At 76.2% G+C, this 11294-nt stretch carries 7 protein-coding genes; all 7 read left to right on the top strand.

Going from position 1 to position 11294, the window contains the following annotated elements; genetic code table 11:
- The first annotated feature begins 66 nt into the window (after positions 1-66).
- The 7 genes from ACFZAM_RS28270 (at position 67) to ACFZAM_RS28240 (ending at position 11154) form a co-directional block, all read left to right on the top strand.
- Positions 67-360 (top strand): DUF503 domain-containing protein, encoded by a 294-nt coding sequence (locus ACFZAM_RS28270; protein WP_355349778.1) that lies wholly within the window; start codon positions 67-69, stop codon positions 358-360.
- 34 nt (positions 361-394) lie between these two features.
- Positions 395-904, top strand: a complete 510-nt coding sequence (rbfA, locus tag ACFZAM_RS28265; protein ID WP_391050311.1) for a 30S ribosome-binding factor RbfA — start codon at positions 395-397, stop codon at positions 902-904.
- Positions 901-1839 (top strand): tRNA pseudouridine(55) synthase TruB, encoded by a 939-nt coding sequence (gene truB, locus ACFZAM_RS28260; protein ID WP_355349784.1) that lies wholly within the window; start codon positions 901-903, stop codon positions 1837-1839. The genes rbfA and truB overlap by 4 nt, the downstream gene beginning before the upstream one ends.
- A gap of 291 nt (positions 1840-2130) precedes the next feature.
- Complete coding sequence (locus ACFZAM_RS28255) at positions 2131-6315, top strand: serine protease (protein WP_391050309.1); 4185 nt, start codon at positions 2131-2133, stop codon at positions 6313-6315.
- Positions 6316-6648: 333 nt separating this feature from the next.
- Complete coding sequence (locus tag ACFZAM_RS28250) at positions 6649-9180, top strand: PEP/pyruvate-binding domain-containing protein (protein ID WP_391050307.1); 2532 nt, start codon at positions 6649-6651, stop codon at positions 9178-9180.
- On the top strand, positions 9177-10151 hold the full coding sequence (locus ACFZAM_RS28245) for a hypothetical protein (protein ID WP_391050305.1): 975 nt from the start codon (positions 9177-9179) through the stop codon (positions 10149-10151). The genes ACFZAM_RS28250 and ACFZAM_RS28245 overlap by 4 nt, the downstream gene beginning before the upstream one ends.
- A gap of 154 nt (positions 10152-10305) precedes the next feature.
- Positions 10306-11154: a dual specificity protein phosphatase family protein gene (locus ACFZAM_RS28240; protein WP_391050303.1), complete on the top strand. Its 849-nt coding sequence runs from the start codon at positions 10306-10308 to the stop codon at positions 11152-11154.
- Positions 11155-11294 lie beyond the last annotated feature (140 nt).

Here is an 11294-nt window from a genome sequence, read left to right as displayed (position 1 = left end):
GCCGGGGCCGGTCGGCGGGAGAAATCCCGTCGATCGGCCCCGGCCGTCGGCTGTAACGTCGTACCCATGTACGCAGGCACGCTGTGCTTCGACCTGCTCCTGGGTGACGTACGGTCCCTGAAGGAGAAGCGGTCCCTCGTCCGTCCGATCGTCGCCGAGCTGCACCGCAAATTCGCGGTGAGCGTGGCGGAGACCGGCGACCAGGACCTCTATCGCAGGGCCGAAATAGGAATCGCGGTGGTGTCGGGAGACCTCGGACACCTCAAGGACGTACTCGACCGGTGCGAACGCTGGATGATCGCCCGTCCCGAAGTGGAACTGCTGTCCGCACGGCAGCGTATCCACGGCGACGACGAATGAGCAGAACGCCCAAGGACACAGAGAGAAGAAGACGATGACCGACACCGCGCGGGCGCGAAAGCTGGCCGACCGCATCCGGGTCGTGGTCGCGGAGACCCTGCAACGGCGGATCAAGGATCCGCGGCTGGGGTACGTGACGATCACCGACACCCGGGTCACCGGCGACCTGCGGGAGGCGACCGTCTTCTACACGGTCTACGGAGACGACGAGGAGCGGGCGGCCTCCGCCGCGGCCCTGGAGAGCGCCAAGGGTGTGCTGCGCTCCGAGGTCGGACGGCAGACCGGGGTGCGGTTCACCCCGAGCCTGGCCTTCGTCGCCGACGCCCTGCCCGACAACGCCAAGACCATCGACGACCTGCTCGCCAAGGCCCGCGCGGCCGACGAGGAGGTCCGCAAGTCCGCCACCGACGCGCAGTACGCGGGCGAGGCGGACCCGTACCGCAAGCCGTCCGACGACGAACTGGACGACGACGACCTCGACGTCCCGGCCGCCGCCGACCCGGACACCCGGCCCGACTCCGAGGGCGGTCCGGCAAGCGCATGACACATACCGGCTCTGAGCGACCGGAGGCGAGCCGAGCGCGGAAGGGGGCCCCGTCCGGGCTTGTCGTCGTCGACAAGCCCGGCGGGCTCACCTCGCACGGGGTGGTGTCGCGGATGCGGCGGCTGGCCGGGACCAGGCGGGTCGGGCACGCGGGCACGCTGGACCCGATGGCGACCGGGGTGCTGATCCTCGGCGTCGAGAAGGCCACCCGGCTGCTCGGCCACCTCGCGCTCACCGAGAAGGAGTACGTCGCCACGATCCGGCTCGGCCGGACGACGGTGACGGACGACGCCGAGGGCGAGATCACCGCCGTCGCCGACGCCACCGGGGTCACCAGGGAGAGCGTCGACGCCGGGATCGCCGCGCTGACCGGCCCGATCCAGCAGGTCCCCTCCAAGGTCAGCGCGATCAAGGTGAACGGCGTGCGGTCGTACACCCGGGTCAGGGAGGGCGAGGAGTTCGAGCTGGCCGCCCGGCCGGTGACGGTCCACTCCTTCACCGTCCAGGACATGCGGCGGGTCGACGAGCCCGAGGACGCCGTCGGCGCCGTCGACCTCGACGTGACCGTCGTCTGCTCCTCCGGCACCTACATCCGGGCCCTCGCCCGCGACCTGGGCGCCGGGCTCGGCGTCGGCGGCCATCTGACCGCGCTGCGCCGCACCCGCGTCGGCCCGTACGGGCTGGACACCGCGCGCACGCTGGAGCAGTTGGAGGAGTCCTGCACGGTCATGCCGATCGAGCAGGCGGCCGACGCGGCCTTCCCGCGCTGGGACGTGGACGCCGACCAGGCCCGGCTGCTGGCCAACGGCGTCCGCATCAAGGCCCCGGCGCTGCCCGACGGGCCGACCGCCGTCTTCGGCCCCGACGGCCGCTTCCTGGCCCTGGTGGAGGAGAAGGACGGCCAGGTGAAGATCGTGGCGGTCTTCCCGGAATAGCCGTCCGTCCCCCCTGCGCCCGTGCCCGGCCCGGTGTGACCGGGCCGGGCTCTGGACACCGTGGAGCGCGGCCGTCTGTCCCCTGAGCGGCCCCGCTCCACGATCCCCCTCGGTCCCCCCTCACGTCTCCCTATCCATCCGGAACCCGGAAATCACCCCAATGGGCGGGCGCTCGGAGTGAAGCGAGGGAGCACAGGGGGGCGCTTTTCCTCCGCGATCTAGGCGGGAGATCATCGGGCACCTACCGTCGAAGCGGGACGAAACGGGGCGCGGCGGTGGGGGAGGTGCCCGATGGCGGTACGCGGGGCCGACGTGGACGACGCGTTGGTGCGGGTCTGTGACCTGGCGGGACGGCCACGCGGGACGGGTTTCCTCGCGGACGCCGACGGCACGATGGTGACCAGTCACGAGGCGGTCGACGGGCTCGCCCGGCTGGTGCTGCACGCGCCGGGGGACCAGGTGTGCCTGGTCGAGGCGGAAGCGATCACCGTACTGCCCGAAGCCGGGCTCGCGCTGGTCGCCACCGAGGGGCTGAATCTGCCGCCGCTGCCGATCGCGCCCTGCGGCCCGGCCCACCCCGAGCGACGGGTACGGCTGAAGGTCCCGCAGTGGACCGACGGCGTCGTCCTCGGCACCGCGTCCGTCACGTACACCGCCACCGACCGCTTCCACCTGCTGGAGGAGGTCTACGAACTGGGCCTCGGCGCCACCGACATGAGCCGGGTCGCGCCCCAGTCCTCCGGCGCGCCGCTGATCGACGCGGCGACCGGCGCGGTACTCGCGGTCGCGGTCACCGCGCTGCACGCGGGACACCGGGCGGCCGGTTTCGCCGTACCGCTGCGGGCCGGACCCGGCACGCCGGAACCGCTGGCCGCGCTGCTGGCCAGGAACGCGGCGACGGTGCCCGCCTACGGTCCGCACCTCAACCTCGCGGGTGCGCTCCAGCTCACGGGTACGTCGGTCGGCTCCGCGGCCGGGCCCGGCCAGTGGCGGGAGCCGGTCGCCAGGCCCGAAGCCGCCGACGCGCTACGGGACTTCCTCGCACCCCGGGGCGAGACCGCGCCGCTGGTGCTCGGCCTGGTCGGCGACCCCGGCAGCGGGCGCAGCACCGAACTGGCCGCGCTGGCGGCCCGCCGGGCGCGCGGCGCGGAACCCGCGCCGACCGTCTGGCTGCGCGGCGCCGAACTGCGGCCGGGCGACGGCGGGATCAAGGACGCCGTCGAACGCTCGCTGCGGACCGCCGCCCGGATCGTGTGCGCCGCCGCCGGGCGCGGCGGCGCTGTGGGCGGCGACCCGCCGTTCGCCTCGCCCGACGCCGTCGCGGCGCTCGCGCGGGCCGCGGGACGGCCGCTGCTCGTCCTGCTCGACGCGCCCGAGGAGATGCCCCCGGTCCTCGCGCACGCGCTCGCCGACTGGACGGCGGGCACGGCGAGTTGGCTGCGCGCGGGCGGGGTGCGGCTGATCGTCGGCTGCCGCCCGGAGTTCTGGGAACAGGCCGGGTCGCTGCTGCCCGCGGGAATGGCGTACGCGCCGCCGCCCGCCCCGTACGTCGCCGTCCGCGCGCTGCCGCCCTGCCTGCGGCTCGGCGACCTGACCGACGTCCAGGCGGTCCGCGCGCGGACCCGCCACGGCCTGGCACCGGACGCCCTGCGGCCCGCCGACGCCGCGCACCCGCTGGCGCTGCGCCTGCTCTCCGAGATCCAGGCGTCGCTGCCCGGCGGCACCGCCACGGACGGCGCCGCGCCGACCCGCGCCGAGATCTTCGCCGCCCACCTGGACCTGGTGTGCCTGCGGATCGCGGTCCGGCTGGCCGCGAGCGCCGAGCGGCCGGTACGCGGCAACGGCGTACGGCGGCTGGCCACGCGGGTGGCCGGGCAGGTGCACGAGGCGGCGCGGCGCTGTCTGGGGCCGGGGCAGGGGGAGTTGGACCGCGAGTCCTTCGAAGACCTCTTCCCGTGGCGTACGGGGTGGGCGTCCGCCGTCCTCACCGAAGGGCTGCTGGTGCCCGCGGGCGCCGGATACCGCTTCGCGCACGAGGAGGTCGCCGACTGGCTCCAGGGCCTCCACCTCGACCTGGACGCGGCCCTGCACGCCCTGGTCCACCGCTGGTTCGCGGCACCGACGGGCGGCTCGGAGGCGCCGGTACGGCTGCCGCAGCGGCCCGCCGCCGTCCACGCTGGCGAGCCGCCCGTCCCGCCCGCCCCGGCCGTCGCCCCGCCCTCGGGGCCGCGCTCCCTCCCCGTCCCGCGCCACCGCCTCGGCCCGGTCCTCCAGGCCATGCTCGCCACCGACCCCGACACCCTCACCCGCCATCTGCGCCACCTCATCCACCGCCTCGACCACCAGGCCATCGCCCCCACCCGCCATGTCAGCGCCCCGGACCCGGACCCGGCCGCGCCGCCGCGCCGCCCGGCCCCCGTGCGCCGCCCCGCGTGGGACGCCTGCACGGACGCCTACCTCGACACCGAGACGGTCCCGAACCCCCGCTCCCGCCGGCGCCCCCGCCCGACGCCCGCGGGTCCGTGCCAGGGAGGCGGGGGCGGCGGAGGCGAGGGGGTGCCGGACGGGGGTACGGGCGGGGGCGTTGGCGGCGGGCCGGTGGGGTTGCTCGCCGGGAGCGCGGGAGCGCCGGGCGGGGGAGCGGGCGTGGTGCCCGCTGGCGGTGCGGGAGGCGGTGCGGGGGTGTCCGGCGGCGGTCCTGCGGGGTGGTCGGTGGCGTGCGGCGGGTGGCCGAGTGGTGGCGGCGGTACGGGCGGGGCCGGGGCTGGTGTCGGCGGGCAGTGGGCCTCCGGCGGCGGTCCTGCGACGGTCGGTTCGGGGCAGCGGCTGGACGGCGGAGACAGCGCGCCGGGTCGGGGGCCGTGCGGGGGGCCGGATGAGGGCGGGGGCGCGGCGTGGGGGCACTCCTCGTGCGAAGGCGGAGGACCGTCGTACGCGAGCGGGCCGCGGGCCCGGCGCGGTGACGGGGTGTCGGCGCGGCGGGGGGATGCCGTGTGGTGGGCCGCGCATCTGGTGGGGGAGGTGCTGACGCGGCTCGGGGACGCGCGGAACTACCGGGGAGTGCTGCGGCTGTTGGCCGAGCGGGTCGCGGTGCGGTCGGTGGAGCGCGGAGGGTTCACGCCCGAGGGGCTCGGCGGGCTGGGCGAGTTCGGCCCGGCGTTCTGGCGGCGGGTGCCGTTGCCGCTGGGGGAGCGGCTCGAACTGCTGCGGCTGCTGCTGCCCGCCGACCGGCCGCCCGTACCCGGTGAATCGGCCGACCCCGAGACCCGCTTCCTGCCCGCCGTCGCGGAGCTGCTGCGGGAGGCGCCGGCCGAGGCCCTGGCGGCGGTGTGCGGGTGGTTCGACGACGACCGGCCGCTCCAGACGGCGCCGGGCGCGGACGGCCCCCGGCTGACCGTCGCGTCCGCCGCGCAGGCGCTGCTGCACACCCACCGGCGGCTCGCCGTGGACGAGTTGACCGAGGCGCTGGTGGCCGCAGGGCACCCCGGCGCCGACGAAGTGCTCGCCGCGCTCGCCGAGGACGAGCCGTCCGCCGTGTGCAGGGCCGTCGACCGGTGGGCGCACGACCCGCGCCCCGACCGCCATGTCGCGGCAGCCTCGTACGGTCGCCGCGCCGCCGCGTTCGTACGCTCGGAGGCCGACCGGGAACTGCTGCGGTACGCGGCCCTCGCGATCCTGGCCCGCCCCGGCGACTGCACTCTGCACGGCGCCGCGCTCGGCCTGCTGGTACGGGATTCGGTGACGCGTTCCCGCCATCTCGACGCGGCGCTGCGGTACTTCGCGGCGGGCGATCCCCATCTGCCCGCGGGCGCACTGGCGGCAGCCCTCGGCACGCACCCCGAACCCGTACTCGCCGCCTTCCAGACCCGGCTGCGCGCCCCCTACCCCGACGGGGGAGCCGCCGAGGTGCTGGACGAACTGGCCGGGGTCACCTCGCCCGCCCTCGCCCGGCGCGCCGCCGCCCTGGCCCAGGACCATCTGCTGCACCACCCGGACGGCGCGGCCGACGTGGCCCGCTTCCTGGACCGGCGGCTGGAACAGGGCCCCGGCGTCCGGGCCGTCCTGCTGCCGCTGGCCGCCGCGCTCATGACCGACCACCCGCCGGACGTCCGCCGCGCGCTGCTCCCGGTTTTCGCCGCCCCCGGCACCCACCTGTCCCGGCCGCTGCGCCAGGAACTCCTCGACATGGTGCTCGCGGCGGAACGCGACCCCGGCGTCCTGGACGCCCTGCTCGCCGCCGCGGCGGACGGCTGCCACCGCAGGCCGACCGTCCTCACCCGCGACCTGGTCCACCGGGTCGGCCTGCTCCTCGGCCGTACGCCGGAGGGCGCCGCGCAGTTCGACCGCCGGGTCGTCGAACTGGCCGCTTCCTGGCCCGACTTCGGCCGCCTGGTGCGCGAGTGGCTCAAGACGGGCGGCACATGGGACGCGGTGATCGGCCCGAGCGCGAGACGCCGCCTGGAGGCGGCGGCCTGACGGGACCGGCCGGGGATCTCCGTAGCGGCCACCTCGGATCGCCGGCCATGACTTCCTGCCACCCTCTGGTGTTGGTGGGGGACAGCCTGCGCAGCCCGTCAGCGCGTCAGCCCGTCAACGCGTCAACTGCCCGGTGACCGGCCGCTGTCAGGGCGGCCGGAAACCGCCGTTTCGAGGGTAGGCGGTCACCTATGAGGCGTTCCTCACGTCACGTTGGTGGATGGGGAAGGTCTCCTGGGTGAAGGGACGTTGTAGTCGAGGAGGCGCGTCCGCCGCGGGCCACGAGCCCGGCGGCGCACGCGTACCCGGGCGGCAGCCGCGGAAGGAGCGCAGATGCGCGTCGACGCTGAAGAGCTGGCAGTGGTGCCCTTGGAATCACCCTTGGCCCACGAGGCCGCGCTGGCCGGGGCCAAGGCGGCGAATCTGGCCCGGGCGGCGGCGCGGGGGCTGCCGGTGCTCCCCGGCTTCGCCCTCGTCCCGGCCGCCCGCGCGCCCGGTGCCCCGGCCGGGACGGCGGCTCTGCGCCGCGCCTGGCAGGAGCTGGGCGGACCGGACGGCGCCGCGCTGGTGGTCCGTTCCTCCTCCGCGCACGAGGACACCGCCGAGTCGTCCATGGCGGGCCGCTTCGAGTCCGTCCTCGACGTACGCGGCTGGGACGCCTTCACCGACGCGGTGCGGGCGGTGCTGGACTCCGCCGCGCGCGTGCCGTCGCCGCCCTGGCCGTCCGCGGAGGACATCTCCGGAACTGGACCCGGACCCGGAACTGGACCCGGACCCGGAACTGGACCCGGAACTGGACCCGGACCCAGAACCGGAACTGGACCCGGATTAGGAAGCGCGCCAGGACAGGGGCCCGGTCCTGGGCCAGGACCGGACGCCGACGACGCGGCCGAACCCGCAGTCCACCCCGGAGACATGACCGTCCTGGTCCAGCCCATGCTGCGGGCCGCCGCGGGCGGCGTCATGTTCGGCGCGGACCCCGTCGAGGGCCGCTACGACCGCGTCCTGATCAGCGCGGTCCCCGGCGGCCCCGACCGCCTCGTGGACGGCAGCACGCAGGGCGTCCGCTACCAACTGACCCGCCGCGGACGGCTGTTGCGCACCGAACCCGCGCCCTCGGGGCACGGCCGGGTGACCCGGCTGCTCGCACGGCCGCTGCCCGGCCGTCGGGAGCGGCGGCCGGAGCCGGGGACCCTCACCGCGCGGGAGCGGCAGCCGCTCACCCGGCGGCAGCTGGTCCGGCTCGTGCGGCTGGCCCGGCGCGCCGAGCGCGTGTACGGCGGGCCGCAGGACATCGAGTTCGGCTTCGCGGACGACGGGCGGCTGTGGCTGTTCCAGGCGCGGCCGATCACCGCGATGGCGGCCCGACCGCCGCGCGGGGCACGGCTGTTGGGGCCGGGACCGGTGAGCGAGACGCTGCCCGGTGTGCTCCAGCCGCTGGAGGAGGACCTGTGGCTGGCGCCGATGGCGCACGGGCTGACGCTGGCCCTGGACATCGCGGGCGCCGCGTCCCGGCGGCGGCTGCGCAAGCTGCCGGTGGCCCGTACCGTCGAGGGCCGCGCCGCCGCTGACCTGCGGCTGCTCGGCGTGACACCGCCCGCGCACCCGGTGCTGCACTTCATCAACCCGGCCCCCGGCGCCCGCCGCGCCGCCGCGGCCTGGCGGGTCGGACGGCTGCGCGGCGCGCTGCCGCTGCTCGCGCAGGACCTGATGGCCGACGTCGACCGGCAGTTGCACGACTTCAGAGCGCCCCGGAAGATGCTCAGCGGCGAGCTGCTGAACGCCGTCTCCTGGGGACGCAACGCCCTGTCCGCCCTGCACGCCCAGGAGTCCCTGGCGGGCGCGCTGCTGGACACCGGCACCGGTACGGGCGGCGGTACGGGCGGCGCCGCGAGCGTCGGTACGGGCGGCGGGACGACGGCGGCGGGCGAGGCGCTGGCCGTACTGGCCGAGGGCCGCGGCCGGGGCGCCACCGACGCGGAGCTGATCGCCCACCACCCCGTCCTGCTCACCCTGCTGCCGCCCACCCTCGGCGAGCGCGGCCCGCTGCCCGAGCACGTCGGCTGGAACGGAGTCCCGCGCGGTGTCGGCTTCCTGAGCGTCCGTGAGGGGCTGCGGCTGCGCATCCGCTGGGTGCAGGAGATGCAGGCCGCGATGGTCCGTGAGATCGGCACCCGGATGGACGCGTACTGTCTGGTCGGCGAGCGGCGCAAGATCGCGCTGCTGCGCTGGGACGAACTGCTGGGCGTCGGCGCGGGCCGCGGCCGTCCGGCCGACCTGGCCGAGCGCACCCCGCGCCCCGAGACCCCGCCGCTGCCCGCCGCCTTCCGGCTCGCCGACGGCGCACCGCAGGCGGTGAGCCTGGCCCGCGGCCGTACCGGTCGGGGACAGGGCGAGGGCCAGGGCGCGGGCGGCGGCCAGGGCGCGGGGACCGCCTGGGACGGGGCGGGCGTACGGCCGCCGGACGCCGTGCTCGTCGTCCGCTCGCTCGACCCGGCGCTCGCGCCGCTGCTGCCGGGTCTGTCGGGCCTGGTCGCCGAGACCGGCAGCGTCCTGTCGCACCTGGCGGTGCTGGCCCGCGAGTACCACGTGCCGACCGTCGTGGGCGTCACCGACGCCGTCGGCCGGTTCGCCCCCGGCTCCGGGCTCGCCGTGGACGGCGGTACGGGGACGGTGGAGCGGACAGGTGGCGGTACGGGGGCGGTGGAGCGGACAGGTGGCGGTACGGGGGCGGTGGAGCCGACGGGCGGCGCGTCCGACGCACCGGGCGCGGAGCCGGACGGGTCCGACGACGCCCCCGCCCCCAGGGACGGGCGCGCCGCGCTCGAAGCGCGGGACGAACCGCGCAAGGGGGCCGTCGCGTGAAGTACGTCAGCTACCTCTTCGGCGGCCTGTCCACCCTGGCCGCGGGCATCTACCTGGTGATCTACCTCTACCGCTGGGAGTGGCAGCGCGCCGTTATCTGCGGGGTGCTGCTCCTCGCCGTCGAGGGCTTCCTCGTCTGCGTGATCCTGCTCGGCCGGATGGGCCGTCTGGAACGGCGGCTGAGCGACGCGGACGCCCGGATGGAGGAAGTACGGCAGCGCCTCGAACACGCCAGGGAGACCTCCGCGCACCCCTTCCGCTGGCTCGGCAACGGCAACGGCAACGGCAATGGCAACGGCAACGGCGGTGCGAGCGGCGGCGGTTACGGGGACAGCCGCGACGGCGTGGACGGCGGCAACCGTACGTTCGTCTTCGTACCGATCCTCATGGTCACCGGCGCGGCGCTGTCCGGTGTCGCCTGGGTGATCCAGCGGATCGCGGCGGTCACCGCGCGACCGGGCGCGGAACGGCGGCTCGCGGGCCGCCTCGCGCCGCTCGCCGCCCCCTCGGGCGGCGTGCACGGCGTCATCACCCAACTGGAGGACAACCCGGCGGTGCCGCCCGCGCGCCGACTGCGCCCGCTGCTGACCGGATTCGGCGCGGCCGCCGGGGTCGTGCTGCTGGTCTACCTCGTCTATGTGCTGTCGGAGGCCACCGAGACCCGCGAGGAGTCCAGGCCCGACGCGGCGGCCAGCACCGTGGTCTTCCGGATCGACGTGCACGGCACCGACGACGCCAGGGCGCGTGAACTGGCCGCCCGCGACCTGTGGGAGGGCTGCCGCCGCTCCACCTCCTCGCTCAACCCCGACGCCAGCCTCGGGCGGCTCGCCGACGGCGTCTTCGCGGGCGTCATCCGGCCCGCGCTCAGTCCGCACGACATGATGCGGCTGCGCGGCTGCCTCTCGGACGCGAGCGTGAACCGGGCCCACGCCAAGGTCCTGGGCACGGGACAGGCGGGAGTCCCGCACTGACCCGCCCTCTGCGCGCCCCCGGCAGGGGGCCCGCGTACCGGAATCGGGCACTGGCCCCGGAAGCAGCGGCTAGCCTGACGGGACGGCCGCTGCCCTCGGGGAGGGACGGCGGCACCCGTCCCCAGGTTTCCGCTCCCCAGGTGGTGAACCCCGCTTGTCCGAATCGGCCGCTCTCCCGATCCCGATCCCGGTCCCTGCCCCGACGTCGTTACGGCGGCCCGTACGCGATCCCGTACGCGATTCCGTACGTGATTCCGTCCGCGGCCCGGCGCGCGGTCCCGGAACCGACCACGAACCCGATCCCGCGGGCGACTTCGGGCCCGGCTCCCTACCGCCCGCCGCCCCCGGCGCCCGGATCTGGGCGCGGCGGGTGACGAAAGTGCTGCTCGGCTGTCTGCTCGGCTACGGCGTGCTGTGGGCCGCCTCCGCGGGCGGCATGCTCGCGGTCTCCGCGTGGGCGCGGCACGGCGCCTCGGCCGGTTCCGGCGAGCGGACGGCGGGCATCAACCACTTCCTGGCCGTCGACCCGCACGTGTGGCGCGGGTCCGCGCCGACCGCCGCGGGCTACCGGGCGTTGGCCGACCGGGGCATCCGTACCGTCGTCGACCTCAGGGCGGAGGATCTGGCGCCCGCGGAACTGGCCCTGCCTTCCGCCGCGGGACTGCACGCCGTCCGGCTGCCGATCCGCGACGGCCAGACCCCCACGGAGCGGCAGGTCGACACGTTCCTGCGGATCGTGAGGACCTCGCAGGGACCGGTCTTCGTGCACTGCGGCGCGGGCGTCGGCCGTACGGGCTCGATGGCCGCCGCGTATCTGGTCCGCACCGGACAGGCCGACAGCCGCCAGGCCGCGCTGCGCACCCTCGCGGTCGGCCCGCCCTCCATCGAACAGGTCTATTACGTGCTCAACGTGTCGCGCGACGACACCGACCAGCCGCCGCTGCTCGTCCAGGGCGTGAGCCGGTTCCTGGACGCGCCGCGCCGCATCATGGCCTCGCTGTAGACCGCGCCGGCCGCGGACCGGGCCAGGCGTGCGCCGCGCTCGCCGCGGACCGGGCCCGCGCCCGCTCCGCCGGAGCCGTCGCGGAACCGATAAAGTCACGCCCGTGTCGGAGGTCGGCGAGCGGGCGGGATGTCGCGGTC

The organism is Streptomyces sp. NPDC008079, from assembly GCF_042957385.1.
In the GTDB taxonomy this organism is placed as follows: Bacteria; Actinomycetota; Actinomycetes; order Streptomycetales; family Streptomycetaceae; genus Actinacidiphila.
Note: the sequence above shows the minus strand (reverse complement) of the source record. Positions and strands in the feature narration are given on the sequence as shown.

Coding starts and splice junctions, on each gene's coding strand:
- ACFZAM_RS28270 (WP_355349778.1), top strand. CDS start 67: ATGTACGCAGGCACGCTGTGCTTCGACCTGCTCCTGGGTGACGTACGG.
- rbfA (WP_391050311.1), top strand. CDS start 395: ATGACCGACACCGCGCGGGCGCGAAAGCTGGCCGACCGCATCCGGGTC.
- truB (WP_355349784.1), top strand. CDS start 901: ATGACACATACCGGCTCTGAGCGACCGGAGGCGAGCCGAGCGCGGAAG.
- ACFZAM_RS28255 (WP_391050309.1), top strand. CDS start 2,131: ATGGCGGTACGCGGGGCCGACGTGGACGACGCGTTGGTGCGGGTCTGT.
- ACFZAM_RS28250 (WP_391050307.1), top strand. CDS start 6,649: ATGCGCGTCGACGCTGAAGAGCTGGCAGTGGTGCCCTTGGAATCACCC.